This window comes from Streptomyces sp. NPDC002144 (assembly GCF_053593695.1).
Genome location: NZ_JBSFDB010000001.1, coordinates 235,253 through 261,780, shown reverse-complemented (window position 1 = coordinate 261,780; position 26,528 = coordinate 235,253). Strand labels below are relative to the sequence as shown.

The window sequence follows — 26,528 nt, the reverse complement described above, 5'->3', positions numbered from 1 at the left end:
CGTGACTTCGCCCCTCACCCACCCGCTCGGACTGTCCCCACCGGAGGACCCCCACATGCGCTCGCACCTGCTCAATAACCTGACCGCGGAGCACTACCGCCGCTCCGTGACCGAAGGAGTCGAGCGGGTGGCGGCCAAACTCGCCACCACCAACCGTCCGTTCACCGGTGTCACCGTCGACGCCCTCGCCCCCCGGATCGACGCCATCGACCTGGACCGGCCGCTGGGCGACGCCGGCCTGGCCCTGGACGAACTCGAGGACGTCTACCTCCGCGACGCGGTCTACTTCCACCACCCCCGCTACCTCGCCCACCTCAACTGCCCGGTCGTCATCCCGGCCGTGCTCGGCGAGGCCGTCCTGTCGGCCGTCAACTCCTCCCTCGACACCTGGGACCAGTCGGCCGGCGGCACCCTCATCGAGCGCAGGCTCATCGACTGGACGGCCGAACGCATCGGCCTCGGCACGGCCGCCGACGGCGTGTTCACCTCCGGCGGCACCCAGTCCAACCTCCAGGCGCTGCTGCTGGCCCGGGAGGAGGCCAAGCCAGGGCGGGCAGGGTGGGAAGAAGCAGTCAGCCTCGCCAAACTGCGCGTCTTCGCATCCGAGGTCAGCCACTTCAGCGTGAAGAAGTCGGCGAAACTGCTCGGCCTCGGCCAGGAGTCGGTGGTCTCGGTCCCCGTCGACCACGACAAGCGCCTGCAGACCGTCGCCCTCGCCCACGAGCTGGAACGCTGCCGCCGCGACGGCCTCGTCCCCATGGCCGTCGTCGCCACCGCAGGCACCACCGACTTCGGCTCCATCGACCCGCTGCCCGAGATCGCCGAGCTGTGCGCCCAGTACGGCACCTGGCTCCACGTCGACGCGGCCTACGGCTGCGGACTGCTCGCCTCCCTGAAGTACCGGGACCGCCTCGCGGGCATCGAGCGCGCCGACTCGGTCACCGTCGACTACCACAAGTCCTTCTTCCAGCCGGTGAGTTCCTCCGCCGTGCTGGTCCGGGACGGCTCGACCCTGCGCCACGCCACCTACCACGCGGAGTACCTCAACCCCCGCCGGATGGTGCAGGAACGCATCCCCAACCAGGTCGACAAGTCCCTACAGACCACCCGCCGCTTCGACGCCCTCAAGCTGTGGATGACCCTGAGGGTCATGGGCGCCGACGGCATCGGCGAACTCTTCGACGAGGTGTGCGACCTGGCGGAGGAGAGCTGGCGGCACCTCGCGGCCGACCCCCGCTTCGACGTGGTCGTCCGCCCGAGCCTGTCGACGCTGGTCTTCCGCTACATCCCCGCCGCCGTCAGCGACCCGGCCGAGATCGACCGGGCCAACCTCCACGCCCGCAAGGCCCTGTTCGCCTCCGGGGACGCTGTGGTCGCGGGCACCAAGGTGGGCGGCCGCCACTACCTGAAGTTCACCCTGCTCAACCCCGAGACACAGGCGTCCGACATCGCCGCCGTCCTCGACCTGATCGCCGGCCACGCCGAGCAGTACCTGGGAGAGTCCCTTGACCGCGCTTCCTGAACCCGCCCCGCGCACCCGTGACTTCGTGGGCATCGGGCTCGGCCCCTTCAACCTGGGCCTGGCCTGTCTGACCGAGCCCATCGCCGAACTAGACGGGGTCTTCCTGGAGTCGAAGCCCGACTTCGAGTGGCACGCGGGCATGTTCCTGGACGGCGCCCACCTGCAGACCCCGTTCATGTCGGACCTGGTCACCCTCGCCGACCCGACCTCCCCGTACTCCTTCCTCAACTACCTCAAGGAGAAGGGGCGGCTGTACTCGTTCTACATCCGCGAGAACTTCTATCCGCTGCGGGTCGAGTACGACGACTACTGCCGCTGGGCGGCGGGCAAGCTGAGCAGCGTCCGCTTCGACACGACGGTGAGCGAGGTGACGTACGAGGACGGCCACTACCTCGTGCGCACGGAGACCGGCGACACCTTCCGGGCCCGCCATCTGGTCCTCGGGACCGGCTCCTCACCGCACCACCCGGAGGCCGTGCGCGGTCTGGGCGGTGACTTCATCCACAACTCCCGCTACGTGGAGCACAGAAGCGAGCTGGTGAAGAAGGAGTCGATCACGATCGTCGGCTCCGGGCAGTCGGCCGCGGAGATCTACCAGGACCTGCTGAGCGAGATCGACGTCCACGGCTACCGGCTGAACTGGGTGACGCGCTCCCCGCGCTTCTTCCCCCTCGAATACACCAAGCTCACGCTGGAGATGACCTCCCCGGAGTACGTCGACTACTACCACCGGCTGCCGGAGGCCACCCGCTACCGGCTCACCGACCAGCAGAAGGGCCTGTTCAAGGGCATCGACGGCGACCTGATCAACGACATCTTCGACCTGCTGTACCAGAAGAACCTCGCAGGGCCGGTCCCCACCCGTCTGCTCACCAACTCCGCTCTGACCGGCGCCCGTTGGGAAGACGGCACCTACAGCCTGGCCTTCCGTCAGGAGGAGCAGGAGAAGGACTTCGAGATCGAGTCCCAGGGCCTGGTCCTGGCGACCGGCTACCGCTACACCGAGCCGGAGTTCCTGGCCCCGATCAGGGACCGCCTGCGCTACGACTCCCACGGCAACTTCGACGTCGCCCGCAACTACGCCATCGACGTCACGGGCCGCGGCGTCTTCCTGCAGAACGCCGGCGTCCACACCCACAGCATCACCAGCCCCGACCTGGGCATGGGCGCCTACCGCAACAGCTACATCATCCGCGAACTGCTCGGCACCGAGTACTACCCGGTGGAGAAGACGATCGCGTTCCAGGAGTTCGCCGTATGACCTTCACCTTCCGCCCCCTCGACCCCCTGAAGGACGCCGAACTCCTCCACTCCTGGGTCACCCACCCCAAGGCCGCGTTCTGGATGATGCAGGACGCCAGGCTGGAGGACGTCGAGCGCGCCTACATGGACATCGTGGCCGACGAGCACCACCACGCGCTGCTCGGCCTGGACCGGGACGGCGAACCGGCCTTCCTGATGGAGAAGTACGACCCCGCCCACCGCGAACTCGTCGGACTGTACGAGCCGTTGCCCGGGGACATCGGCATGCACTTCCTCACCCCGCCGACCGACACGCCCGTGCGCGGCTTCACCCGTGCCGTCATCACCGCCGTCATGGCGCACCTCTTCGAGGACCCGGCGGTGGAGCGTGTCGTCGTCGAGCCGGACGTCTCCAACACGGCCGTCCACGCACTCAACGCGGCCGTCGGGTTCGTGCCCGAACGGGAGATACAGAAGCCGGAGAAGAAGGCTTTGCTGAGCTTCTGCACCCGGGAGCAGTTCGAGGAGGCGGTGCTCGTATGACCCTCGCCGACGCCGTCGCCCATCTCTCCCCCGAGCGCTGGGAGAAGGCCAACCGTCTGCTGCTGCGCAAGGCGCTCGCCGAGTTCGCGCACGAGCGGCTGATCACGCCGGAGCGGGACGGGGACGCGTACGTCGTCCGCAGCGACGACGGCCTCACCCGCTACCGCTTCACCGCCACCCGCCGAGCCCTCGACCACTGGCAGGTCGACGCCGGCTCCATCACCCGGCAGCGCGACGGCGGTGAACTCCCGCTCGCCGCGCTGGACTTCTTCATCGAGCTGAAGGACTCCCTCGGCCTGAGCGACGAGATCCTGCCGGTCTACCTGGAGGAGATCTCCTCCACCCTCTCCGGCACCTGCTACAAGCTCACCAAACCGCAGGTCCCGGTCGCCGAGCTGGCCCGGTCCGGCTTCCAGGCGATCGAGACCGGGATGACCGAGGGCCACCCCTGCTTCGTCGCCAACAACGGCCGGCTCGGCTTCGGCGTCCACGAGTACCTGTCGTACGCGCCCGAGACCGCGAGCCCGGTCCGGCTCGTCTGGCTGGCGGCCCACCGGTCGCGTGCCGCGTTCACGGCGGGCGTCGGGATCGAGTACGAGTCCTTCGTACGGGACGAGCTGGGCGCGGCGACCGTCGAGCGCTTCGAGGGCGTCCTGCGCGACCAGGGCCTCGACCCGGCGGACTACCTGCTCATCCCCGTGCACCCCTGGCAGTGGTGGAACAAGCTCACCGTCACCTTCGCCGCCGAGGTCGCCCGCCGCCACCTGGTGTGCCTCGGCGAGGGCGAGGACGAGTACCTGGCCCAGCAGTCCATCCGGACCTTCTTCAACACCTCCCACCCCGAGAAGCACTATGTGAAGACCGCCCTGTCGGTCCTCAACATGGGCTTCATGCGCGGTCTTTCGGCCGCGTACATGGAGGCCACCCCGGCCATCAACGACTGGCTGGCCCAGCTGATCGAGGGCGACCCGGTGCTCAAGTCGACCGGAGTGAGCGTCATCCGCGAGCGGGCCGCCGTGGGCTACCGGCACCTGGAGTACGAGAAGGCGACCGACCGCTACTCGCCGTACCGGAAGATGCTCGCGGCGCTGTGGCGGGAGAGCCCGGTGGCCTCCCTCCGGGACGGCGAGTCGCTCGCGACCATGGCCTCCCTCCTCCACGTCGACCACGAGGGCGCCTGCTTCGCGGGCGCGCTGATCGAGCGGTCGGGTCTGGCGCCGACGGAGTGGCTGCGGCGCTATCTTCGGGCGTACTACACCCCGTTGCTGCACAGCTTCTACGCCTACGACCTGGTCTACATGCCGCACGGCGAGAACGTGATCCTCGTCCTGAAGGACGGAGTCGTGCAGCGCGCGGTCTACAAGGACATAGCCGAGGAGATCGCCGTGATGGACCCGGACGCGGTGCTGCCGCCGACGGTCGAGCGGCTGCGGGTCGACGTCCCCGAGGACAAGAAACTCCTGTCCGTCTTCACGGACGTCTTCGACTGCTTCTTCCGCTTCCTCGCGGCCGACCTGGCCACCGAGGGGATCCTGGAGGAGGACGACTTCTGGCGGACGGTCGCGGAGGTCACCCGCGAGTACCAGGAGTCGGTGCCGGAACTCGCCGAGAAGTTCGAGCGGTACGACCTGTTCGCCCCCGAGTTCGCCCTGTCCTGCCTCAACCGGCTCCAGCTGCGCGACAACCGGCAGATGGTGGACCTGGCCGACCCCTCCGGCGCGCTCCAGCTCGTCGGCAACCTGAAGAACCCGATCGCCGGGTTCTGACCGGGAACGGACGGGCACCCCGGAGTACGGTCCTCCGGGGTGCCCGTTCACCCTATGGCTCTTCCGCCGGACCCTACTTCGCCGGCCACGGAACCTGCGGCGAGCGGTAGTAGTCGATGCCCAGCGCCTCCCACCGGGGGCCCTGCGCCGCGAGCCGCGCCTTGTAGGCGTCCCAGCCGTGCGTGGCGGCCGGGGACCAGCCGAGTTCGGCGGCGCCCGCCAGCCTCGGGAAGGCCATGTAGTCGATGTCGGCGTCCGTCACGATGTTCTCGGTCCACAGCGGCGCCTCGACACCCCTGATCGCCGAAGCCGGCGCCCCGGCGAGGTAGCTGCCCGGGTCCCAGTCGTACGCCCGCTTCACGTCCACCAGTCCGGCCCAGTCCTGTCCGAGCGGGGTGTCCTCGGTGTACTTCATGTCGAGGTAGATCCGGTCGGCGGGCGAGAGGATCAGCCCGGTGCCGTTCTGGGCCGCCTTGACGACCTGCGCCTTCTCCGCCGCGTCGGTGTCGTCGAGGCCCCAGTACTGGGCGATGGCCCCCTTGGCCGGGTGCGCGCCGGTCAGCTGGTGCCAGCCGATCACCGTCTTGCCGTACTTGGCGACGACCGGCTGCACCCGGTCCATGAACCTGACGTAGTCCTCGTGGCTGGTGGACTGCGCCTCGTCGCCGCCGATGTGCAGATAACGGCCCGGGGTGATCGCGGCCAGCTCGCGGATCACGTCGTCCACGAAGTCGTACGTGATCTCCTTGCCGACGCACAGCGAGCTGAAGCCGACGTCGGTGCCGGTGTAGAGCGGGGGTGCCACTCCGTCGCAGTTCAGGTCGGCGTAGGAGGCGAGGGCCGCGTTGGTGTGGCCGGGCATGTCGATCTCGGGGACGACCTCCAGATAGCGGGAGGCCGCATAGCGGACGATCTCCTGGTAGTCGGCCTTGGTGTAGTACCCGCCCTTGCCGCCGCCGACCTCGGTCGAGCCGCCGTACGTGGTCAGACGCGGCCAGGAGTCGACGGCGATGCGCCAGCCCTGGTCGTCGCTGAGGTGCAGGTGCAGTTCGTTGATCTTGTAGAGGGCGAGCTGGTCGACGTAGCGCTTGACCTGCTCCACCGTGAAGAAGTGACGGGAGACGTCGAGCATCGCGCCCCGGTAGGCGTAGCGCGGGCGGTCCGTGATGGTGCCGCCGGCGACCAGCCACGGCCCGGGCTGTACGGAGTCCTTCTCGACGGCGGCCGGGAGCAGTTGGCGCAGGGTCTGGATGCCGTGGAAGAGGCCGGCGTTCTCGTCGGCGGTGATGCGGACGCCGTCGGGTCCGCTGTCGAGACGGTAGCCCTCCGCCCCGAAACGGCCCTTGGTCAGGCGCAGTTGGATGCCGGTGCTGCCGTGCGTGACCAGGGGCAGGCGGTAGCCGGTCGACGGGCGCAGGATGTCGGCGAGGTACTGGCCGAGCCGGCGCGCCTTCAGGGAGTCGTCGACGCGGATGACGGTGGTGCCGGTGATCCGGTACGGCTCGGCGCCCGGTCTGACCGACTCGGGTGCGGGAACCACCCGGCCGAGAGGGGCCGGACTCTCTTTCGTCACCGAGGTCACCGTCGTCGCTCCTACCGTGAAGGTGCCTGCCGCCGCCACGAGCAGCAGCGATCCCAGAACGCGGTGCAGTCTCACATGCACTCCCTCCGATTGGTAGAGACCACTCTCCCGCAGAACCGGTGAAACAATCCCCCCATGGCGGAAATCATCCAGAAGGACGGCACCTGGGCCTTCGACGGCGACGCCCTGCGGCTGACCCCCGGACGGGACCGCAACATCAGTCTGCTGCGCCGCACGCTGGGTGAACTCGTCGTCCCGCTGGGCGCGTTGGCCGGGATCTCGTTCGAGCAGGGCAAGAAGTCGGGGCGGCTCAGACTCCGGCTGCGCGACGGCGCCGACCCGCTGCTGCAGGCCTCCGGCGGCCGCCTCACCGAGCCCAACGACCCGTACCAGCTCCTCGTCGAGTCCGACCGCTACGGCGTCGCCGAGTACTTCACGGACGAGGTCAGGAACGCCCTGCTGCTGGACGAGGTCCCCGCCGACCCGGCGACCGAGTATCTGCTGCCGGGTCCGTCCGTGCCGCTGTCGGTGTCCGCCGGGGACGGCACGGCGAGCTTCGACGGCGAGCGCGTACGGCTGGAGTGGAACTGGAAGACGGAGGACGCCAAGGCCGCCGCCGGCAACCGCGTCCTGGCCCTCGCGGACGTCCTCGCCGTGGAGTGGCAGCCCGCGGTCGGCCTGGAGAACGGGCATCTGCGGTTCACCGTGCGCGGCGGACAGACCAAGGCGCCGGCCAAGTACGACCCCAACTCGGTGGAGCTGTGGGGCTTCAAGAAGGATCCGCTGATGGCGCTGGTCGCCGCGGCCGTGCAGGCCCGGCTGCCGCATCCGACGGCGGCGGCCCAGCCGGACGCACCGCCCGCGGAGCCCAAGCGGCTCGGGCCCGCCGAGGAGCGCGAGCACGACCACGACGCGCTGCTGCGGCGGCTGCGGGAACTCGGCGAGCTGCACCGCACCGGGGTGCTCACCGACGAGGAGTTCCAGATGGCCAAACAGGCGATCCTCAAGCGCATGTAGCGCGACGAGGACCGCCTGCCGGGTGTGCGCCCCGCCTTCCGGGCACATGGACTGCCGTGCGTCGGGCGCTACTTGGCCCGGCGCGCCACCGTGAAGTGGTCGATGCGGTCGCCGGTCTCGGCGATGCCCGACACCTTCAGCCTGGCGTAACGCCCCTTCTGCGCGGGCTCGACGTCCACGCGCAGGAAGGAGTAGTTGAGGTAGCGCACCCGGGACCAGGCGACGGTCTCGTTGACCTTGCCGTCCTTGGTGTTGATGAAGGAGGCGACCGAGTCGACCTCGTTCAGGTGGCCCTCGTAGGAGTCCGGCGCGGTGAACGCGTACAGGCTGCGGCCCGCGGCGCCCGCCGTCACGTAGACGACGCCCTCGGTCTCGGGGTACGCGGTCTCGCCGATGGGGAGCTTCTTGGTGACCTTGTTGCCCTTGATCACGTCGGTGCGCTCGTACTGGTGGTTGTGGCCGTTGATGACCAGGTCCACCGTGTACTTCTCGAACAGCGGCACCCACTCCTGTCGCACGCCCCCCTCCGAGGCGTGCGCGGTGGAGGTGCAGTAGGCGCAGTGGTGGAAGAACACGACGATGAAGTCGATGTCCTTCGACGCCCGGAACTTCTTCAGCTGCGCCTCGAACCACTTGGTCTGCGTGCCGCCCGAGATGCCGAGGTTGGCCGGGATCTCGAAGGAGACGTCGTTCGGGTCCAGCGAGATGACCGCCGTGTTGCCGTAGACGAAGGAGTAGACGCCCGGCAGGTTCGCCTTGTCCGGTCCGTTGTCCGGGAGCGAGAAGCGGGCCTCCTCGCCGCCGTAACCGTTGGGCGAGTACCAGGCCTCCATGTCGTGGTTGCCGTAACTCACCATCCACGGCACGGACTTGGCGACCGACTCGGTCTGCGCGAGGAAGTTGTCCCAGACGCGGGAGTCGAAGCCGGTGTCGGCTGCCTTGCCCGCGCCCGCCGGGTCCGCGTAGGCGATGTCGCCGGCGTGCAGGTGGAAGGACGGGTTCTGGCCGAGGATCAGGCTGTCGTTGGCCAGGCCGTGGTAGCTGACGCCCTGGTCGCCGAAGGCCGTGAAGGTGAACGGCTTGTCGCGGTCGGGCGCGGTGGTGAAGGTGCCCAGGGTGCCGAGCAGGTGCGGCTCGGCCGGGTCGAAGCCCTGGTGGCCGACGCCGTAGTAGTAGGTCCGGCCCGGGCGCAGGTGGGTCAGCTTGGCGTGCACGTAGTACTGCGTGTGGTCCGCGCTCGCGCCCACGCCGGCCGGCGTGTAGAGGGTGCGGATCTCGGCTTCGATCTTGCGGGAGAGGTCCCACGGGTGGGCGCCGATGCGGATGAAGGGCTTCTTCACCGCGACCGGGACCTGCCAGGAGACGGTCATCTCGGTGCTCGCGTCGTTGCCGAACGCGAGGTGCCGGCCGAACGGGGCGACGAGCGAGCCGTCGACGTATTCGGTCCGGGTGTGGCTCTGCGTCGGCGTGGCGGCCTGGGCGACCGCACCCGGCACGAACGCGCCACCGGCGACGGCGCCGATCGTCACGGCACCGCCTCTCATCAGGTTGCGCCGCGAGAATCTCGCGCGCAGGTACTCGTGCTGCTCGGCCATGCTCATGCGCTCGGCCAGCTGCTCCGGTACTCCCATACGAGGTATGTCCATGACGACTGAAACTCGTCCACATGGGCAACGGCCCACAAGACCCAGGATGGACAGATCGCAAACAGAGGTTCATAAGAACACCAAAGAACGCCGCCAGCGGCTTGCCCGATATCGGGCAGGATTCTTGCGAAACCCTCTCCGGTACCTCAGGATCTACCGGGTGCACGACGAACTTGTCGATCATCTGACGCGGTCCACGCCCCTGAGCCGGGGCGAGGCACTGCGGGTGATCCAGGACGTGCTCGCCTATTTCGACGAGACGACCACCGAGTACGTCCGTCGCCGCCACCGCGAGCTGCAGGCCCAGGGCCTGGTGAACGCGGAGATCTTCGAACGGATCGAGGCGGACCTGAAATACCGGGCGGTCGCGCCGCCGGAGCTTACGCTCAGGCAGTTGCGCCGCATCGTCTACGGCTGAGGGACTCATCTGTATGTGCGGAATCGTCGGATACATCGGGAAGCGTGATGTGGCTCCCCTCCTGCTGGAGGGCCTGCAGCGCCTCGAATACCGCGGATACGACTCGGCGGGCATCGTGGTGACCTCCCCGAAGGCCGCCGGTCTGAGGGTGGTCAAGGCCAAGGGCCGCGTGCGCGACCTGGAGGCGAAGGTCCCGGCCCGCTTCAAGGGCACCACCGGCATCGCCCACACCCGCTGGGCCACCCACGGCGCCCCCTCCGACGTCAATGCCCACCCGCACCTGGACGCGGAGAACAAGGTCGCCGTCGTCCACAACGGCATCATCGACAACGCCTCCGACCTGCGCCGCAAGCTGGAGGCGGACGGCGTGGAGTTCCTCTCCGAGACCGACACCGAGGTCCTCACCCACCTCATCGCCCGCTCCCAGGCCGAGACCCTGGAGGAGAAGGTCCGCGAGACCCTCCGGGTCATCGAGGGCACGTACGGCATCGCCGTGCTGCACGCCGACTTCCCCGACCGCATCGTGGTGGCGCGAAACGGCTCCCCGGTCGTCCTCGGCGTCGGCGAGAAGGAGATGTTCGTCGCCTCCGACATCGCCGCCCTCGTCACCCACACGCGGCAGATAGTGACCCTCGACGACGGCGAGATGGCCACCCTCAAGGCCGACGACTTCCGCACCTACACCACCGAGGGCACCCGTACGACGTCCGAGCCGACCACCGTGGAGTGGGAGGCGGCCTCCTACGACATGGGCGGCCACGACACCTACATGCACAAGGAGATCCACGAGCAGGCCGAGGCGGTCGACCGCGTCCTGCGCGGCCGGATCGACGACCGCTTCTCCACCGTGCACCTCGGCGGCCTCAACCTGGACGCCCGCGAGGCCCGGCAGATCCGCCGCGTGAAGATCCTCGGCTGCGGCACCAGCTACCACGCGGGCATGATCGGCGCCCAGATGATCGAGGAGCTGGCCCGCATCCCCGCGGACGCCGAGCCGGCCTCCGAGTTCCGCTACCGCAACGCCGTGGTGGACCCCGACACCCTGTACGTGGCCGTCTCCCAGTCAGGTGAGACCTACGACGTCCTCGCCGCCGTCCAGGAGCTCAAGCGCAAGGGCGCCCGGGTCTTCGGCATCGTGAACGTGGTCGGCTCGGCGATCGCCCGCGAGGCGGACGCGGGCATCTACGTCCACGCGGGCCCGGAGGTCTGCGTCGTCTCCACGAAGTGCTTCACGAACACCACGGTCGCCTTCGCCCTCCTCGCGCTCCACCTGGGCCGCACCCGGGACCTCTCGGTGCGCGACGGCAAGCGCATCATCGAGGGCCTGCGCAAGCTGCCCGCGCAGATCACCGAGGTCCTGAAGCAGGAGGCGGAGATCAAGAAGCTGGCCGAGCAGTACGCCGACGCCCGCTCGATGCTCTTCATCGGCCGGGTCCGCGGCTACCCGGTGGCCCGCGAGGCCTCCCTGAAGCTCAAGGAGGTCTCCTACATCCACGCGGAGGCCTACCCCGCCTCCGAGCTCAAGCACGGCCCCCTGGCCCTCATCGAGCCGGCCCTCCCCACGGTCGCGATCGTCCCCGACGACGACCTCCTGGAGAAGAACCGCGCCGCGATGGAGGAGATCAAGGCCCGCAGCGGCAGGATCCTGGCGGTGGCCCACCAGCACCAGGAGAAGGCCGACGAGACGATCGTCGTCCCGAAGAACGAGGACGAACTGGACCCCATCCTGATGGGCATCCCCCTCCAACTCCTGGCCTACCACACGGCACTTGCCCTCGGCCGCGACATCGACAAGCCGAGGAACCTCGCAAAGTCGGTGACGGTCGAGTAGAGGGCCCTTGCCTTTAGGGGCGCGGGGCTGTGTCAATATGCGGCTCCGCCGCGTGGCCGCGATCAGCCCCCACCGCCCCGCGGAGGCCACACAACAGAACGGACCCCCACGTGATGCCACCAATCACGGGGGGTCCGTCCATATCGCCGGGGAAGTCGCCCACCCCCCGGCCGGCGCAGCTAACCGGTGGCCGTCACACCCCGGCCCGCAGCGCGTCGCGGAAGTACCGTCGGCCAGTGCGCGAGCGGGGCCGTCGCCGCGTACCAGGCAACGGCCCCCGCCGCGACGGCGAACCAGCCGCCGACCTTCGTGAGTGAACCGCTCGTCGCGAACTGCGCGATGGCGAGCAACACGAGGGAGACGAAGAACAACCCGTAGGCGCCCTGGTCGAGTTGGTCCCCGCCCGCGAGGGTCAGGGTCAGGGTGACGAGGGCGAACAGCAGCAGGAACAGCCCTGCCGCGTGGGCGGACATCGCGTTGCCGGCCGTGACGGCCCAGGTGAACCACAGGGCGCCGAGCGCCGAGTAGGCCGTACCTGTCACCGCGTCACGGTCGCGGAAGGCGAACAGACCGGCGACGAACAGCGCGACGCCGCCTACATAGTGGGCCAGTGACACCGCGTCAGCGGCCGAGACCCCGTTGATCACGTCGGTGTGTCCGAGGCCGAACGCCAACAGGGTGATTCCCAGGGCGAGTCGGCCGACCACGGTGGTGGTCGCGCTCCCGGCGGAGACATCTTTGTCCACGGCGGGCTCCCTTCGTGCATGTGCAGTTGTGCGGTGATCCGTATATGCCCTTCACAAGGGCACAAACACCTCTACGCACGAGTAGTTTCTGGCTGCACACAGGGAGTTGACGGTCAGTCGGAAGACCGGGCCAGGACTCAGGGAATGACGATGACAGGCCGCTTCGCCCGCTTGGCGAGCCGCCCCGCGACGGAGCCGAAGATGCGCCCCACGATGCCGTGCGTCGATCCGACGACGATCGCGTCGGCCTCGTACTCCCGCCCGACCTCTTCGAGTTCATGGCAGATGTCACCGCCGCGCTCGACCAGGATCCAGGGCACCTCGGCCAGATAGTCGGCGCAGGCGAGCTCGAGTCCGAGCACCTCGGTGCGGTGGTCCGGCACGTCCACGAAGACCGGCGGTTCGCAGCCCGCCCACACCGTGGTCGGCAGCCGGTTGGCGACATGGACGATGATCAGACCCGAGCCGGAGCGATGGGCCATGCCGATGGCGTAGGCGAGAGCGCGCTCACTGGACGTGGAGCCGTCGAAACCGACGACCACGCCGTGCTTGAACGCGGGATCGCAGGAATGGCGTGGCTCTTCCGCCGCCAGGGGCTCGGCCGCCGTGGGGTCGGCGACGGGCCGCTTGCGGTCCCTGGGTTCGAAGAATTCGTGACCGGCCATGGCTGTCTCGGCGTTTTGATCCTTTATGGGAGGGACGACAGTGTGCGGCGGAGCTGTGTCCGGGAATCATCTTTCCCGCCCCATACCCCCAAGGGTACGGCGCCACGCCTCCTTAGCCCAGTTCCCGCCCACGGTCCGTGGGGGTTCCAGGGAGCATGCACGAGGGGACGCCCGTAACGCAATGGTTGCTGCGCTGTACAGGCGGTTCGCACGGGATTCACCTACCCGGCGGCCGACCGGGGCGGGCGCACAGTGACCGACCGGTCGAACACGCGTTGAACCCCGTAACCCACGTCCCAGGGAGCACGCATGTCCGCACCGCACCGCACCCCCGACCCTCCCCGCGCGGCCGACCCGCCCCAGGACACCGCGACCGATGTCGTCCGCTGGGCGGTCTTCTCCTGCGTCCTGGTCCCCGTGGTCCTCCTCTGGTACGGCACCTCGCTCGCCGGGGCCGCGGGCACCGCCCTCGGTCTCGCCGCCGTCACCGCCGCGTGCCGGCTGCTGCTGCGCCAGTCGGAGCGGGGCGCGGCACACCTGCTCACCGACGAGGGGGCGCCCCGTCGCGGCCGTCGGCACCGGACCGGAACGGGGGCGCACAGAGGCGCTCGTCACACTGGTGGAAATACACCGGTCGGCTGACCGGTTTCCGCGCACGCGCCCGGCGCTTTTCAGCCAACTTCCCACGACCGCTTGTCGCCACCCGGCACCACCCCCCAACCCCCGTTCGACCTGCACATACAGGGGGTACGGGCCCCCGCGCACCCTATGTGGATTGGCCACTGCGACAAGGCGCACTTCCCTGCACGGCCCACGAGTGCAACGCTTCGTGATCGAATGCTTCACGCCAAGTTGCCATGTCGACAATGTGCCGGTTCCCGAACTGGGTCACCCCGGCACCACGGGACACAGTAGATTCGATCTTGACGTCTTACGGCGGGGGACTCGTGCAGGACCGAGGGGAAACGTGCAGGAGCGACACAACCGAGGAGCCGCGACCACCGAGGGGGGCTTAGCAGTATGAGCCACGACTCCACTGCCGCGCCGGAAGCCGCGGCCCGGAAGCTTTCCGGGCGACGCCGCAAGGAGATCGTCGCGGTGCTGCTGTTCAGCGGCGGCCCCATCTTCGAGAGTTCCATTCCGCTGTCGGTGTTCGGGATTGACCGCCAGGACGCCGGCGTGCCGCGCTACCGCCTGTTGGTGGCGGCCGGCGAGGAAGGCCCGCTGCGGACCACAGGGGGCCTGGAACTCACCGCGCCACATGGCCTGGAGGCGATCTCACGCGCCGGGACGGTCGTCGTACCGGCCTGGCGTTCGATCACCTCCCCGCCGCCGGAGGAGGCGCTCGACGCACTGCGCCGGGCGCACGAGGAAGGCGCCCGCATCGTCGGGCTGTGCACCGGCGCCTTCGTCCTGGCCGCGGCGGGCCTGCTGGACGGCCGCCCCGCGACGACGCACTGGATGTACGCACCGACGCTGGCCAAGCGCTATCCGTCGGTGCACGTGGATCCGAGGGAACTCTTCGTCGACGACGGAGACGTACTGACGTCCGCCGGTACGGCGGCCGGAATCGACCTCTGCCTCCACATCGTGCGCACCGACCACGGCAACGAGGCAGCCGGCGCCCTGGCCCGCCGTCTCGTCGTCCCGCCACGCCGGACGGGAGGCCAGGAGCGCTACCTGGACCGCTCTTTACCAGAGGAGATCGGCGCCGACCCGCTCGCCGAGGTCGTCGCCTGGGCGCTGGAGCACCTGCACGAGCAGTTCGACGTCGAGACGCTGGCGGCACGCGCGTACATGAGCCGCCGCACCTTCGACCGCCGCTTCCGCTCGCTGACGGGTTCGGCCCCGCTCCAGTGGCTGATCACGCAACGAGTGCTCCAGGCCCAGCGTCTCCTGGAGACCTCCGACTACTCGGTCGACGAGGTCGCGGGCCGCTGCGGCTTCCGCTCGCCGGTGGCCCTGCGCGGCCACTTCCGCCGTCAGCTGGGCTCGTCGCCGGCGGCGTACCGCGCCGCGTACCGGGCCCGCCGCCCCCAGGGCGACAAGCCGGCGGACGTGGAACCGACGCCGGGTCCCGCGGCCCCGGGTCCGACCCTCCACCCGGAGGGCCCGGTCCCGCTGCAGAGCCGTCGCGCGGCGGCGAGCGCGGTGGGTTCGGGAGCGACCCTCTCGACGGCCGCGACGGCGTCCGTGGACAACAGCCGCGAGATGTACGTCACCGGCCGGGCGAGCGTGCCGGGCCAGCGCAGCGGAGCCTGACTCGCAACGCCGGGCGGATTCCAGCCCGCCCGGCGTTCGGGCCCTTCGGTGGGGCCCCGGGTGCGCCGACCCCGGCACCGGGCATCCCAAAAGCGAGCGCCCGCTCTAGGGTGGTCGCATGAACGATCGCATGGTGTGGATCGACTGCGAGATGACCGGCCTCTCGCTGTCCGACGACGCGCTCATCGAGGTTGCCGCCCTCGTCACCGACTCCGAGCTGAACGTACTCGGCGAAGGAGTCGACATCGTCATCCGGCCGCCGGACCAGGCGCTGGAGACGATGCCGGAGGTGGTGCGTCAGATGCACACCGCGTCCGGGCTGCTCGCCGAGCTCCCCGGCGGCACCACCCTGGCGGACGCGGAGGACCAGGTCCTCGCCTATGTCCGCGAACACGTCAAGGAGCCCGGCAAGGCGCCCCTGTGCGGCAACTCGGTCGGCACCGACCGCGGTTTCCTCCTCCGCGACATGCCCACTCTCGAGGACTACCTCCACTACCGCATCGTCGACGTCAGCTCCATCAAGGAACTCGCCCGGCGCTGGTACCCGCGGGCCTACTTCAACAGCCCCGAGAAGAACGGCAACCACCGCGCCCTCGCCGACATCCGCGAGTCGATCGCCGAGCTCCGCTACTACCGCGAGGCGATCTTCGTACCCCAGCCCGGCCCCGACTCGGAGACCGCGAGGACGATCGCCGCGAAGCACGTCCTGCCTGCTCAGTAGCGTCCCCGGGGTCCTTGGAGAGTCCCCGCGAAAGCCGTGCGCGAGCACCCCTTCGGACCCTGTACACTTTTTCTCGGCCGGTCGGGGAAACCACAGACTTCAACCGCTGGTCGTGGTGGGTGTAGCTCAGCTGGTAGAGCACCTGGTTGTGGTCCAGGATGTCGCGGGTTCGAGTCCCGTCACTCACCCTTACGAGAAAGGCCCTTGGCCCGCGGAAACGCGGGCCAAGGGCCTTTTTGTCACGGCTGCCGAGTCGGCACGGTGCCCGCCGCGCGGAGCGGCTCCCTCTTGCGTGGTGAAGGCCGCGTGAAAAGCTGGGTATGAGGTTTGTCCAGGCCGGGCGGGTGACGGAGGGCACAGTGGACTGGGCACGGTTCGCACAGCAGATGGCGGCGATGGCACGGGACCTGCTGGCCCAGGACTCGGTCACCGCGACGCTGGAGCGGATCACGGCCTCTGCCACCGAGCTGGTCGAGGGCTGCGACGCGGCCGGCCTGCTCGTCGTGCACGGCACGCAGGTGGAGACCCTCGCTCCCATCGACCCTTTCGTCACCGACAGCGACGCCCTTCAGCAGCAGATGGGGGAAGGGCCCTGCTTCGACGCCGCCCGCAGCTCGCAGGGCGACCGCGTCTTCCGCATCGCCGACCTCACCGCCGAACACCAGCGCTGGCCCGCCTACGCCCCCCGGGCCCATCTCCTGGGGGTGGGCAGCATGATGGGCTTCCTGCTGTTCACCGACGACGAGGACCTCGGCGCGCTGAACCTCTACTCCCGCAAGCCCGGCGCCTTCAATCCGGACAGCGAGACCGCCGGCTGGCTGCTGGCCTCCCACGCGGCCGTCGCCTTCTCCAGCGCCCGCACCCACGCCCAGATGGAGCAGGCCGTCGCCACCCGCCACATCATCGGGGAGGCCATGGGCATCCTCATGGGCACACATCACCTCACCGAGCACGAATCCTTCGACGTGCTGCGCCGCTACTCCCAGGAGAACAACGTCAAACTCCGCGAGGTGGCCCGCCGCGTCTGCGAACAGGGCAGCCTGTCCTGACCCGGCCGTTAGCCGGCTCCCCCGGCTCCTGGCTGAACCGGAGGGGCCTGAGCCGGCCCGGCCCCCAGGGGAAACGCCGCCGAACCGGCCTGCACACCAAGTCCCCTCCGCGAACACCCCGACACCCCCGGCCGGGTGCCGCCTGGCGCACGCGCCCCGTCGCCCGAACGCTGTGCGGTCGGTCAGCCCATGTCCGTCAGGAGGGTGGACAGTTCCTTTTCCTGCTGGGCGGGCGGCATCGGCGGGTTGGAGTGGTCGATGCCGAAGGTCTTGAGCATCTTGTCCATCTGGGCGTCGATGGAGGTCCAGCCGGTCTGGTCCAGCGGCTGCAGCGAGGCCTGGTCGGCGTCCCACAGGTCACGCAGCGACTGGGCGGCCGCGTGCGCTCCCTTCGCGTCCCCCGAGCGGGCGTCCTTGAGCGAGGTGGAGGCGAGGGCCTTCAGCGCGGTGACCTTGGCGGGCGGGAACTTCTTCACGGCCTCGCCGGGAGCCATCTGGACGGCGGAGGTGTTGTCCTCCTCCGGCGCCGGGCCGACGTGCGGCTGGCTGTGGGCCCAGACCAGCAGGCCCGCGGTGGCGACGGCGAGCAGTGCGAAGCCGGCCAGCCCGACGCGCTCCCTGCGCGGGTCGCCGGTGGTCTGGGCGGCGTGGGCCGCATGGGCGGCCTCGTAGGTCTCGGTCACGTCCGAGCGCGTCACCGTGAGGTAGACGACCGTCGCCAGGATGAGGCCGAGGAAGATCAGGCTGGTGGTGAACGTGCCCAGGTCGAGACCGGTCGGCTCGCCCGGCTGAGCGATCTTCGGGGAGGCCAGCCAGTCACCGATGTTGGCGCCCAGCGGGCGGGTCAGGATGTAGGCGAGCCAGAAGGACAGCACCGGGTTCGCGCCGAACCGCCACAGGGCCGTGATCGCCGCGATGAGACCCAGCGGCAGCAGCACCGAGGCGCCCGGGCTCCAGCCGGTCAGTTCCAGCGTCCAGTCGCCGGTCGCGGTGCCGAGGGCGAAGGTGACGAGAACGGCGAGCCAGTAGAACGACTCCCGCGGCAGCGTGGTGACCGAGTGGATGGACAGCGTGCGCTCGCGCAGCCACCAGGTGCCGAAGACCACGGCGAGCAGCACGGAGAACACCGCCGAACTGATCCACAGCGGCACGTTGAGCTGGTCGGTGAGGATGTCGGTGTACAGGGTGCCCGTGACACTGACGACGACCACGGTCAGCCAGTACGGGAACGGGACGTACCGCTTAAGCCGCAACTGCACGGCCAGGACGACCACGAACACCGCGGTGAAGATCCAGGCCGTGTTCACCAGGCCGACGCCCAGCTTCATGTTGATCCAGTCGGCGAAGCTCTCGCCCACCGTGGTGCACAGGATCTTGATCACCCAGAACCAGACGGTGACCTCGGGGACCTTGTTGAGCATGAGGCGCCCGCTGCGCGTGCGTGCTTCCGTTGTCGTTGTCATGCACGGAGGTTTACGCGGGGAACCTGCAAGCAACCTGACTACGTGACCGCACGCGCCGCCGGGAACGTCACCTCGACGTGGCCGCGGCCGTCCGCGATCGCCCGGACCTCCACACCGGCCGAGGCGGCGACGCGCCGGACCACCGGCAGCCCCAGCCCGTATCCGTCGCCGCCGGTCACCCCCGCCTCGAAGACCCGTTCCACGTCGGCGGGATCGAACCCGGGGCCGTCGTCCAGGACATCGACCACGATCGCCTCGCCCTCGCTGCGCGCGGTGATCCACACCCGCGACCGTGCGTGCCGCAGGCCGTTCTCCAGCAGGGGGGACAGCAGTGACACCGCGACGTCGGGCGCCACGGCCACCTCGACCTTCGCGGGAAAGGCGACCTCGACCGAGCGGGAGCCGATCGCCTGCCGCGCGGCGGTGCGCAGATCACACCGGGTCCCGTCGTCCGTCCGAGCGCGCGCGGCGCGCAGAATCGTCGTGATCGCCGTGTCGAGGCGGTCGACCTCGCTCAGGACCGCCTTGGGCGGCACCGGCTCGCCGGACAGCTGTGCCAGTTGCGCCTCGCCCCGCAGGACCGTGAGCGGGGTCCGCAGCTCGTGGGCGATCTCGTCGGTGAGCCGGCGCTCGTCCGCCAGCGCGTTGTCGACGCGCTCCAGGAGGCGGTCCAGGGTCTGTCCCAGTTCCCCGAACTCGTCGCGGGGCACCCCGAGGTCGAAACGGCGCCCGGGCTCGTGATGGCCCCATTCGTCGGCGAGGGCGGCCATCTCGTGCACGACCCGCAGCGCGCGGTGCACCACGAGGTGCGCGACACCGCCGGCGAGGAGGATGGTGAGGCCGCCCAGAATCAATGACAAGGTCAGACTGCGCTGCTCGGACGTCTCGTAGGGCGTGAGGTCGACCCGGACGATCACCATGACGCGGTGGCCGTCGACGGGGACCCGACGCGCGTACAGAAGGTAGTCGCCGACCGACTCGGTCCGCGATCGCCCCGAGTCCGCCAGCGCCTCGACGCGATCGACCACGCTCGGCGGCACGTCCCCGTCGACCAGACGGCCGTCGGCGTACACCCAGGCGACCTCGTCCAGCGCCTCGCTGCCGTTCTCCGTGAGCACGACCCGGCCGCCCTCGGCGGTGACGTTCCCGGCGACCGCCTCGGCGCGGGCGTGGGCCAGGTCGCGGGCGTCGGCGTCCGTCACCCGGCTCAGCAGCACGTGCGAGACCACGACCAGGATCGCGACCACGGCGGTGGCGATCAGCACGGTGAGCGCGACGACCCTGCTGCGGAAGCCCGTCACTGCCATCGGTAGCCCACACCGCGGACGGTCGCCAGACGTTCGGCCACACCGAGCGGACCGAGCTTGGTCCGCAGCCGGCGCACGAAGGAGTCGAGGGTGTTGTCGCTGACCTGCGCTCCGTGCGGCCAGCCGGCGGCGACGAGGGCGTGGCGGCGTACCGCCTCTCCCTGCGAGGCGATCAGGCGGCCCAGGAGCCGGAACTCGGTCGGGGTCAGGCTCATGGTCACCGCGTCGCAGGTCACCACATGCTTCGCCGGATCGAGGACCACCTCGTGCGGTGCGGCCACCACGGTGGCCCGGCGCAGCAGCGCGCGCACGCGCACCAGCAGTTCCGGGATGTCGAAGGGCTTGGTCATGTAGTCGTCGGCGCCGGCCTCGAAGCCGCCCACCTTGTGCTGCAGACCGTCCAGGGCCGTGAGCATCAACACCGGCGCGTCGACGCCGCGGGCCCGCAGCGCCAGGCAGACGTCGCGGCCGTCGGCGTCCGGCAGCCCGAGATCGAGGACGATCAGATGGGGCGCCGGTGCGAGCTGTCGCAGCAGGCTGTCGGCCGTGGCGGCGACGGAGACGGTGTGGCCGTCGTGCTCCAGGGCGCGCCTGAGGATGCCGCGGACCGCCGCGTCGTCTTCGCACACCAGGATGAAAGCCACGGGCAGACCCTAGATACTCGCGTCCCGGTTCTCCATCTGCCCTGATCAGCAGCCTGCCGCTCGGGTGCGAGCGGCAGGACTGACCAGCTGCCGGGTGGGGGCTGCTGCCGCGGTCGTGGAGAGGCGCGGCTCATCCGTTCGTCTGATCGGCTGCGCCTTCGAGTGCCTGGGCGGTGTCCTCGGCGTGCGGGGAGGCGTCGTCGACGAAGCTGTACGGCGGCAGCGGACCGTTGACGCGGAGCTCCAGATGGGGGTGCTGCCGGCGGAGCCGGTCGACCGCCTCCAGAAACCGTGCCGCCGAGTCGCGGTCGATGAGGAAGGAGAGGTTGGCCAGCCAGCCGGTGCTCGACGGTGCGGCGCTGACCGCCTCGGCCGCGGGGCCCAGTTCCCGCTGGAGCATGTCGGCATCGGCTGCTTCGCGGGCCTGGCGCGCGGCCGCGATCATCTCCCCGAGCCGGATCCTGTCCTCCTGCGAGCCCCCGCCGGCCTGCTGGTTCGCTCGTGCCAGGGAGCGGATCTCGTCGTTGTCCGCCACCACCAGCTGCAGCACGGCCTCTTCGTCGTGGTTGGCCTTGAGGTTGTACTCCGCTTTGCCGTCCAGCGCCCGCAGTCGCTCCAGCAGATGATCCGCACGCTCGGCCAGCACGCCGGTCACCGTCTCGTCGTCGGGCGAGACGCTGGCGAAGCGTATCGGCAGGACCACGCCGTCCTCCCCGGCCGCGTCCAGCACGCGCTGGTGGGCGAGGAGGTCACGCCGCTTGGGCCGGAGTTCCTCGGGGGCGTCGCTGACGACCGCCGCCAGCTCGCCCTGGCGCAGCACGCGCACCGGTCGCGGTGGGTCACCCACGCCGTCCACGTCCTTGAGGAGCGAAGTGAGCGAGGCGTGTGAGGCGTGGGTGATTCCGTAGACGTAGGTGCTCATCGCTCGTCCTCCCTCTGGCTCGCGGAACGGTTTGCCTGCTTCTGGCGTCCCTCGTCACGGGCCTGCTGGAAGGCCTGTGAGATCGTCTCGGCGGCCCCGGACAGCGCGCCCTTGGTCTTGCCTCGGGCACCGGATTCGGTGAGCTGGCCGGTGAGTTCGGTCAGGCCGGCCGGCTTGCGGGGGCCCGCTTCCAGGTCGAGTCGGTTGCACGCCTCGGCGAAGCGCAGATACGTGTCCACGCTCGCCACCACGACCCGGATGTCGATCTTGAGTATCTCGATGCCGACCAGGGAGACCCGCACGAACGCGTCGATCACCAGCCCCCGGTCGAGAATCAGCTCCAGCACGTCGTAGAGGCCACTGGAACCTCCGCCGCCGCCCTGCTGCGTTGTCACGCTCATCGCAACCAGCCCCTTTGCCGTCCATGGGATCCCACCCCGCGCACTGCCTCGCCGAGTCCGCGCTCCGGTTTCCCGATACGGGAGAAGCTCCGTGGAGCATTCCCACAGGTCACCGCGGGCTGCCGGCCGTGCGCGGGCTTTCCGGTGCGGGTAGCCCACGACCCTCAAGGCCAAACACCTGTGCGAGCGAGATCACCGGGCCGGGCGGCGGTGACGCGGCCGGGCAGGGGCCACGGTCAGACTTCGATGTGGGAGCCCATGATGACCGTACGGTCGCCGGGCAGGCCGAAGTACTCGGCGGCGTCGGCCGTGATGTAGGACGTCGCGATGAACAGGCGCTTGCGCCACGGGGCCATCGTCGGTGCCTTGCCGCGGCGCAGCTCGATCTTCGACAGGAAGTAGGACGCCCGCTCGAGGTCCAACGGCCCTTCGGTGTCGGCCGGTTCGAGCACGGCCAGGGTGGCGGGCACGTCCGGGGTCTCCATGTAGCCGTACCGGGCCGTGACATGCACGATGCCGTCGTCGCCGAAGCCGAGGCTGTCCACGACGAGGCGCTCGTCGGCCGGGACGCGGGGCACGGGCTCGGTCTCGATGGACAGGATCACGATCTGCTCGTGCCGTACGTGGTTGTGCTCGACGTTGGCCCGCATCGCGAGCGGCGCGGTCTCCTTGCCCCGGTTGAGGAAGACGGCCGTGCCGGGGACCACGCGTGTCGACGTCCGCCCGGTCCGCAGGTCCTCGATGAACTCGGGCAACGGGCCCTCGTGCCGGGCCCGTTCCTCCGTGACGATGCTGCGGCCGCGCTGCCAGGTCGTCATGACCGTGAACACGGTCAGGCCGATCAGCAGCGGCAGCCACGCGCCGTGCACCAGTTTGGTCAGGTTGGCCGCCACGAACAGCAGGTCCACGAAGAGCAGCACGGTCGCGCCGATGGCGATGAGCCACCGGGGTGTGCCCCACTTGGCGCGGGCGACGTAGAAGAACAGCAGGGTGGTGATGGTGATGGTGCCGGTGACCGCCATGCCGAACGCGAAGGCCAGCGCCGCGGAGCTGCGGAAGGCGAAGACCAGGGTGAGGACCGAGACCATCAGCAGCCAGTTGACCCAGGGCACGTAGATCTGGCCCACGGTCGACTCGGAGGTGTGCGCGATCCGCAGCCGCGGCAGGTAGCCGAGCTGAGCCGCCTGGGAGGTGACCGAGTACGCGCCGGTGATCACCGCCTGGGAGGCGATCACCGTGGCCGCGGTGGCCAGGAGGATCATCGGCCACCGCCCCCAGTCGGGCACGAGGAGGAAGAAGGGGCTGCTGATGTTCTTCGGGTTCTCGAGGATGAGCGCGCCCTGTCCGAGGTAGCTCAGGATGCAGGCCGGGAAGACGAGGAAGAGCCAGGCCCGGGTGATGGACCGGCGGCCGAAGTGCCCCATGTCGGCATACAGCGCCTCGGCGCCGGTGACCGCGAGCACGACCGCCGCGAGGGCGAAGAAGGCGGTGCCGAAGTGGCCGAACAGGAAGCCCAGGGCGTACGTCGGTGACAGGGCCCTGAGGATGCCCGGGTGCTCGGTGATGCCCTTGACGCCGCACGCGCCGATCGCCGTGAACCAGGCGATCATGACCGGCCCGAACACCCGGCCCACCGCCGCGGTGCCCCGGCGCTGCACCAGGAACAGGATCACGATGATCACCGCGGTGATCGGCACGACCGCGCTGTCCAGCGACGGCTCGACGACCTTGAGCCCCTCGACGGCGGACAGCACCGAGATGGCGGGCGTGATCATGCTGTCGCCGAAGAACAGCGACGCCCCGAAGATGCCCAGCGCGGCCAGGACCGCCGCGGCCCGCCTGCCCCGCTGCGAAGTCCACCTCCGCAACAGGGTGATGAGGGCCATGATGCCGCCCTCGCCCTCGTTGTCGGCGCGCATCGCCAGCAGCACGTACGTCACCGTCACGACGATCATCACCGACCAGAACACCAGTGACACCACGCCGTACACGTTCTGCGTGGACACCGGGACGGGGTGCGGGTCGCCCGGGTTGAACACGGTCTGGAGGGTGTAGATCGGGCTGGTCCCGATGTCGCCGAAGACCACGCCGAGCGCGCCGACCACGACCGCCAGACGCACCGAGTCGTGCGCGAGCTGTCCGCGCGCCTCCGGGGGCCGCGCAGACACGGTCTCCTGCTGGCTGTCGGCCATGCTGGTGCTCCTCCGGGCGGTCCGCCGTGCCGCGGGCCTCGTGCATCAGTGCGGACATTACCGATGCACCGGATGGGTCGCCGCCGGAGGGGGGCGCTGCCGTACGCCTGGAGGCGTTACGGGCTGTGCGGCCGGCGGTAGGCGGCGGCCTCCGGGGCCGGGTCGGTCGTATCGGCGCTGCTGCCCGGGCACTCGTGCACGTGCGGAAGCGGTAGCTCCGCCCGGGCTGCGGGCAGAACGATCTCGTTACGGCCGTGCGTCTCAACCCGCCCTCGGAGGTGCTGACTTGACCGTCATCGTCGGCCTGGTCCACCGCAAACGCGTCCATCTGGCCGGCGATTCCGCCGGCAGCGACGGCCACCGGCTCACCATCCGCCGCGACCCCAAGGTGTTCACCAACGGCCCCTACGCGTTGGGCTTCACCACCTCCTTCCGCATGGGCCAGCTGCTCCACCACGCCTTCGAGGCCCCGCACCCGGAGGGCGACCTCGACCGCTTCATGGCCACCACCTTCGTCAACGCCGTCCGCGCTTGCCTCAAGGACGGCGGCTGGGCACGCAAGGACTCCGAGCAGGAACAGGCCGGCACCTTCCTCGTCGGCGTGCACGGCAGGCTCTTCGTCCTGGACAGCGACTACCAGGTCGGCGAACCCGCCGACGGATACGCGGCGGTCGGCTGCGGCGAGGAACTCGCCCTCGGCGCCCTCCACGCCACCGCCGAACTCGCGCTGAAGCCGCGCGAGCGTCTCACCGTCGCCCTCCGCGCCGCCGACCACCACAGCGCGGGTGTCGCCGCGCCGTACATCTACGCCAAGACGCCCCGCTGACTCCCACCATGACCGAACAACCCCCGCGCCTACGGGCCGAGTTCTTCCGCACCGCACGCCTGGACGCCGTCCCCCTCGCCGTGGAACACGCCGCCGAGATGGCCGCCGTACTGTCCGACCCGGCGCTGCACGTCTTCATCGGCGGCACCCCCGCCTCCCCCGACGCCCTCCGCGCCCGCTACGAACGCCTGGTCGCCGGGTGTCCCGACCCGGCCGTGTCCTGGTGCAACTGGGTGCTGCGGCTGCGGGAGGAGGCCCGGCTGGTGGGAACCGTGCAGGCCACGGTCGTGGGGTCCGTCGCGGAGGTCGCCTGGGTGGTCGGGACGCCGTGGCAGGGGCGGGGCCTGGCCTCCGAGGCCGCCCGTGGGCTCGTGTCCCTGCTCGCGGGGAAGAGCTGTGTGCGGACGGTGATCGCCCACGTCCGTCCCGAACACCGGACCTCGGAGGCGGTCGCCCGGGCCGCCGGGCTCGAGCCGACGGAGGTGGAGCAGGACGGCGAGCGGAGGTGGCGGCTGGAGCTGCCCGGTTGACGGGGTGACAAGCCGTCTAGGAAGACGCCCGCGTGACCAGTTCCGTCGCCAGGACCACCTGCCGGCGCTCCAGCCCCCGTGACACCGCCGGGCGGCGGTCGGCGATCTCCTCCAGAAGGAGGTCGATCATGCGGCGGCCCATCTCCTCGATGGGCTGGCGGACGCTGGTGAGGGGCGGGTCCATGTGGCGGGCGATGGCAGAGTCGTCGTAGCCGACCAGGGCCACGTCGTCGGGGATGCGGCGGCCCTTCTCGCGCAGCACCTGGCGGGCGCCCGCCGCCATGACGTCGGAGCCGGCGAAGACCGCGTCCAGGTCGGGGCAGCGGGCGAGCAGCTCGGTCATCGCCCGGTGGCCGCCCTCCTCGGTGAAGTCGCCGGCCTCGATCAGGCGCTCGTCCACCTGGTGGCCGGCGTCGCGCAGGGCGTCGCGGTAGCCGTCGACGCGGCGCTGGGCGCCGTAGACGTCGAGGCGGCCGGTGATGTGGGCGATCCTGCTGCGGCCCCCGGCCAGCAGGTGCTCGGCGGCCGAGCGGCCGCCGCCGTAGTTGTCGGAGTCGACCGAGGTGAGGGTCTCCGCGGCCGAGCGGGGGCCGCTGATCACGGCCGGGATCTCCAGCTGGGCCAGCAGGTCGGGCAGGGGGTCGTCGGCGTGCACGGAGACCAGCAGGACGCCGTCCACGCGGTGGGCGGCCAGGTACTGGGCCAGGCGCCTGCGCTCGCGGTCGTTGCCCGCGAAGATCAGGAGCAACTGCATCTCGGTCTCGGAGAGTTCGGCGCCGACGCCCTTGAGCATGTCGGAGAAGTACGGCTCCGAGAAGAACCGGGTCTCCGGCTCGGGGACGACCAGCGCGATCGCGTCCGTGCGGTTGGCGGCGAGGGCGCGGGCCGCGGTGTTGGGGACGTAGCCGAGTTCGGCGACCGCCGCCTCCACGGCCGCGCGGGTGGCGTCGCTGACGCGGGGCGAGCCGTTGATCACGCGGGAGACCGTGCCGCGGCCGACACCGGCCCGCGCGGCGACCTCCTCGAGGGTGGGCCGGCCCCCGCTCCGGCTCCGCGCTCCGTGGCCTGTTGCCATTGGCTCCGCCTCCCATGGACCTACGTTGGCCTGGAATCTAACAGCCCCGTGAGCAGTGGCGACCGTCCCCGGGCGCCCCGGCGGCACGCCTGGGGACCCAGGTCACGGACCTCGCGATTCCACTTAACGTCCCGATAACTGAACGCATAACTCCGTGT

At 70.1% G+C, this 26,528-nt stretch carries 24 protein-coding genes and 1 tRNA gene; 14 read left to right on the top strand and 11 right to left on the bottom strand.

The window, feature by feature from the left end:
* The first annotated feature begins 55 nt into the window (after positions 1–55).
* From desA to ACWCQ1_RS01175, 4 genes are read left to right on the top strand one after another with little or no spacing between them, the layout of a single operon-like run.
* The gene (gene desA, locus ACWCQ1_RS01190; protein WP_451025673.1) at positions 56–1,522 is read left to right on the top strand and encodes a lysine decarboxylase DesA; all 1,467 of its coding nucleotides are present in this window, start codon (positions 56–58) and stop codon (positions 1,520–1,522) included.
* Positions 1,506–2,783, top strand: a complete 1,278-nt coding sequence (locus tag ACWCQ1_RS01185) for a lysine N(6)-hydroxylase/L-ornithine N(5)-oxygenase family protein (protein WP_358593818.1) — start codon at positions 1,506–1,508, stop codon at positions 2,781–2,783. The genes desA and ACWCQ1_RS01185 overlap by 17 nt, the downstream gene beginning before the upstream one ends.
* A complete protein-coding gene (locus ACWCQ1_RS01180) occupies positions 2,780–3,307 on the top strand; it encodes a GNAT family N-acetyltransferase (RefSeq protein ID WP_451025561.1) in 528 nt (175 codons plus the stop codon). Before ACWCQ1_RS01185 ends, ACWCQ1_RS01180 begins: the two co-directional genes overlap by 4 nt.
* The gene (locus ACWCQ1_RS01175) at positions 3,304–5,073 is read left to right on the top strand and encodes an IucA/IucC family protein (RefSeq protein WP_451025560.1); all 1,770 of its coding nucleotides are present in this window, start codon (positions 3,304–3,306) and stop codon (positions 5,071–5,073) included. The genes ACWCQ1_RS01180 and ACWCQ1_RS01175 overlap by 4 nt, the downstream gene beginning before the upstream one ends.
* A 73-nt stretch (positions 5,074–5,146) precedes the next feature.
* Here ACWCQ1_RS01175 and ACWCQ1_RS01170 read toward each other — a convergent pair whose 3' ends face one another.
* On the bottom strand, positions 5,147–6,730 hold the full coding sequence (locus ACWCQ1_RS01170) for a beta-N-acetylhexosaminidase (protein WP_451025559.1): 1,584 nt from the start codon (positions 6,728–6,730) through the stop codon (positions 5,147–5,149).
* Between the two features lie 60 nt (positions 6,731–6,790).
* On the opposite strand from ACWCQ1_RS01170, the gene ACWCQ1_RS01165 reads away from it, so the two are divergent.
* The gene (locus ACWCQ1_RS01165) at positions 6,791–7,672 is read left to right on the top strand and encodes a DUF4429 domain-containing protein (RefSeq protein ID WP_133040770.1); all 882 of its coding nucleotides are present in this window, start codon (positions 6,791–6,793) and stop codon (positions 7,670–7,672) included.
* Positions 7,673–7,740: 68 nt separating this feature from the next.
* Here ACWCQ1_RS01165 and ACWCQ1_RS01160 read toward each other — a convergent pair whose 3' ends face one another.
* Positions 7,741–9,303, bottom strand: a complete 1,563-nt coding sequence (locus ACWCQ1_RS01160) for a purple acid phosphatase family protein (protein WP_451025558.1) — start codon at positions 9,301–9,303, stop codon at positions 7,741–7,743.
* A gap of 175 nt (positions 9,304–9,478) precedes the next feature.
* Here ACWCQ1_RS01160 and ACWCQ1_RS01155 point away from each other — a divergent pair, with 175 nt between their 5' ends.
* Both ACWCQ1_RS01155 and glmS read left to right on the top strand, forming a co-directional pair.
* The gene (locus tag ACWCQ1_RS01155; RefSeq protein ID WP_133040768.1) at positions 9,479–9,736 is read left to right on the top strand and encodes a hypothetical protein; all 258 of its coding nucleotides are present in this window, start codon (positions 9,479–9,481) and stop codon (positions 9,734–9,736) included.
* A gap of 13 nt (positions 9,737–9,749) precedes the next feature.
* On the top strand, positions 9,750–11,567 hold the full coding sequence (glmS, locus tag ACWCQ1_RS01150) for a glutamine--fructose-6-phosphate transaminase (isomerizing) (RefSeq protein WP_133040767.1): 1,818 nt from the start codon (positions 9,750–9,752) through the stop codon (positions 11,565–11,567).
* A gap of 179 nt (positions 11,568–11,746) precedes the next feature.
* Here the strand turns inward: glmS and ACWCQ1_RS01145 are convergent, their stop codons facing one another.
* On the bottom strand, positions 11,747–12,313 hold the full coding sequence (locus tag ACWCQ1_RS01145) for a GPR1/FUN34/YaaH family transporter (RefSeq protein WP_358593823.1): 567 nt from the start codon (positions 12,311–12,313) through the stop codon (positions 11,747–11,749).
* 137 nt (positions 12,314–12,450) lie between these two features.
* A complete protein-coding gene (locus ACWCQ1_RS01140) occupies positions 12,451–12,978 on the bottom strand; it encodes a universal stress protein (protein WP_200700081.1) in 528 nt (175 codons plus the stop codon).
* A gap of 309 nt (positions 12,979–13,287) precedes the next feature.
* Between ACWCQ1_RS01140 and ACWCQ1_RS01135 the strand changes: the two genes are divergently transcribed.
* From ACWCQ1_RS01135 to ACWCQ1_RS01115, 5 genes are all read left to right on the top strand, one after another.
* On the top strand, positions 13,288–13,620 hold the full coding sequence (locus tag ACWCQ1_RS01135; RefSeq protein ID WP_451025557.1) for a hypothetical protein: 333 nt from the start codon (positions 13,288–13,290) through the stop codon (positions 13,618–13,620).
* A gap of 378 nt (positions 13,621–13,998) precedes the next feature.
* A complete protein-coding gene (locus ACWCQ1_RS01130) occupies positions 13,999–15,240 on the top strand; it encodes a helix-turn-helix domain-containing protein (protein ID WP_358593824.1) in 1,242 nt (413 codons plus the stop codon).
* 118 nt (positions 15,241–15,358) lie between these two features.
* Positions 15,359–15,961 carry an oligoribonuclease gene (gene orn, locus ACWCQ1_RS01125; RefSeq protein WP_133040762.1) on the top strand — a complete coding sequence of 201 codons (603 nt, stop codon included), beginning with the start codon at positions 15,359–15,361 and terminating at the stop codon, positions 15,959–15,961.
* 115 nt (positions 15,962–16,076) lie between these two features.
* Positions 16,077–16,149, top strand: a tRNA-His gene (locus ACWCQ1_RS01120).
* A 132-nt stretch (positions 16,150–16,281) separates the two neighbouring features.
* Entirely contained in the window at positions 16,282–17,010 is a 729-nt protein-coding gene (locus ACWCQ1_RS01115; protein ID WP_451025556.1) for a GAF and ANTAR domain-containing protein, read from the top strand.
* Between the two features lie 182 nt (positions 17,011–17,192).
* On the opposite strand, the gene ACWCQ1_RS01110 is transcribed toward ACWCQ1_RS01115, so the two are convergent.
* The 6 genes from ACWCQ1_RS01110 to ACWCQ1_RS01085 all read right to left on the bottom strand — a co-directional run bounded on the left by ACWCQ1_RS01110 (position 17,193) and on the right by ACWCQ1_RS01085 (position 23,939).
* Positions 17,193–18,473 carry a COG4705 family protein gene (locus tag ACWCQ1_RS01110; protein ID WP_451025555.1) on the bottom strand — a complete coding sequence of 427 codons (1,281 nt, stop codon included), beginning with the start codon at positions 18,471–18,473 and terminating at the stop codon, positions 17,193–17,195.
* Between the two features lie 38 nt (positions 18,474–18,511).
* Positions 18,512–19,780, bottom strand: a complete 1,269-nt coding sequence (locus tag ACWCQ1_RS01105) for a sensor histidine kinase (RefSeq protein ID WP_451025554.1) — start codon at positions 19,778–19,780, stop codon at positions 18,512–18,514.
* Complete coding sequence (locus tag ACWCQ1_RS01100) at positions 19,771–20,424, bottom strand: response regulator transcription factor (protein WP_133040759.1); 654 nt, start codon at positions 20,422–20,424, stop codon at positions 19,771–19,773. Before ACWCQ1_RS01100 ends, ACWCQ1_RS01105 begins: the two co-directional genes overlap by 10 nt.
* A gap of 130 nt (positions 20,425–20,554) precedes the next feature.
* Positions 20,555–21,346: a GvpL/GvpF family gas vesicle protein gene (locus tag ACWCQ1_RS01095; RefSeq protein ID WP_358593828.1), complete on the bottom strand. Its 792-nt coding sequence runs from the start codon at positions 21,344–21,346 to the stop codon at positions 20,555–20,557.
* Positions 21,343–21,747: a gas vesicle structural protein GvpA gene (locus tag ACWCQ1_RS01090; protein ID WP_358593829.1), complete on the bottom strand. Its 405-nt coding sequence runs from the start codon at positions 21,745–21,747 to the stop codon at positions 21,343–21,345. Before ACWCQ1_RS01090 ends, ACWCQ1_RS01095 begins: the two co-directional genes overlap by 4 nt.
* Before the next feature lie 236 nt (positions 21,748–21,983).
* Positions 21,984–23,939, bottom strand: a complete 1,956-nt coding sequence (locus ACWCQ1_RS01085; RefSeq protein WP_451025553.1) for a potassium transporter Kup — start codon at positions 23,937–23,939, stop codon at positions 21,984–21,986.
* Between the two features lie 286 nt (positions 23,940–24,225).
* Between ACWCQ1_RS01085 and ACWCQ1_RS01080 the strand changes: the two genes are divergently transcribed.
* Both ACWCQ1_RS01080 and ACWCQ1_RS01075 read left to right on the top strand, forming a co-directional pair.
* On the top strand, positions 24,226–24,765 hold the full coding sequence (locus ACWCQ1_RS01080) for a hypothetical protein (protein WP_451025552.1): 540 nt from the start codon (positions 24,226–24,228) through the stop codon (positions 24,763–24,765).
* 8 nt (positions 24,766–24,773) lie between these two features.
* Entirely contained in the window at positions 24,774–25,295 is a 522-nt protein-coding gene (locus tag ACWCQ1_RS01075) for a GNAT family N-acetyltransferase (protein ID WP_451025551.1), read from the top strand.
* Between the two features lie 16 nt (positions 25,296–25,311).
* Here ACWCQ1_RS01075 and ACWCQ1_RS01070 read toward each other — a convergent pair whose 3' ends face one another.
* Positions 25,312–26,370, bottom strand: a complete 1,059-nt coding sequence (locus ACWCQ1_RS01070; protein ID WP_133046414.1) for a LacI family DNA-binding transcriptional regulator — start codon at positions 26,368–26,370, stop codon at positions 25,312–25,314.
* Between the last annotated feature and the right edge of the window lie 158 nt (positions 26,371–26,528).

Coding starts and splice junctions, on each gene's coding strand:
- ACWCQ1_RS01075 (WP_451025551.1), top strand. CDS start 24,774: ATGACCGAACAACCCCCGCGCCTACGGGCCGAGTTCTTCCGCACCGCA.
- ACWCQ1_RS01180 (WP_451025561.1), top strand. CDS start 2,780: ATGACCTTCACCTTCCGCCCCCTCGACCCCCTGAAGGACGCCGAACTC.
- ACWCQ1_RS01140 (WP_200700081.1), bottom strand. CDS start 12,978: ATGGCCGGTCACGAATTCTTCGAACCCAGGGACCGCAAGCGGCCCGTC.
- ACWCQ1_RS01070 (WP_133046414.1), bottom strand. CDS start 26,370: ATGGCAACAGGCCACGGAGCGCGGAGCCGGAGCGGGGGCCGGCCCACC.
- glmS (WP_133040767.1), top strand. CDS start 9,750: ATGTGCGGAATCGTCGGATACATCGGGAAGCGTGATGTGGCTCCCCTC.
- ACWCQ1_RS01175 (WP_451025560.1), top strand. CDS start 3,304: ATGACCCTCGCCGACGCCGTCGCCCATCTCTCCCCCGAGCGCTGGGAG.
- ACWCQ1_RS01165 (WP_133040770.1), top strand. CDS start 6,791: ATGGCGGAAATCATCCAGAAGGACGGCACCTGGGCCTTCGACGGCGAC.
- ACWCQ1_RS01110 (WP_451025555.1), bottom strand. CDS start 18,473: ATGACAACGACAACGGAAGCACGCACGCGCAGCGGGCGCCTCATGCTC.
- ACWCQ1_RS01085 (WP_451025553.1), bottom strand. CDS start 23,939: ATGGCCGACAGCCAGCAGGAGACCGTGTCTGCGCGGCCCCCGGAGGCG.
- ACWCQ1_RS01135 (WP_451025557.1), top strand. CDS start 13,288: ATGTCCGCACCGCACCGCACCCCCGACCCTCCCCGCGCGGCCGACCCG.
- orn (WP_133040762.1), top strand. CDS start 15,359: ATGAACGATCGCATGGTGTGGATCGACTGCGAGATGACCGGCCTCTCG.
- ACWCQ1_RS01105 (WP_451025554.1), bottom strand. CDS start 19,780: ATGGCAGTGACGGGCTTCCGCAGCAGGGTCGTCGCGCTCACCGTGCTG.
- ACWCQ1_RS01090 (WP_358593829.1), bottom strand. CDS start 21,747: ATGAGCGTGACAACGCAGCAGGGCGGCGGCGGAGGTTCCAGTGGCCTC.
- ACWCQ1_RS01115 (WP_451025556.1), top strand. CDS start 16,282: ATGAGGTTTGTCCAGGCCGGGCGGGTGACGGAGGGCACAGTGGACTGG.
- ACWCQ1_RS01095 (WP_358593828.1), bottom strand. CDS start 21,346: ATGAGCACCTACGTCTACGGAATCACCCACGCCTCACACGCCTCGCTC.
- ACWCQ1_RS01160 (WP_451025558.1), bottom strand. CDS start 9,303: ATGGGAGTACCGGAGCAGCTGGCCGAGCGCATGAGCATGGCCGAGCAG.
- desA (WP_451025673.1), top strand. CDS start 56: ATGCGCTCGCACCTGCTCAATAACCTGACCGCGGAGCACTACCGCCGC.
- ACWCQ1_RS01130 (WP_358593824.1), top strand. CDS start 13,999: ATGAGCCACGACTCCACTGCCGCGCCGGAAGCCGCGGCCCGGAAGCTT.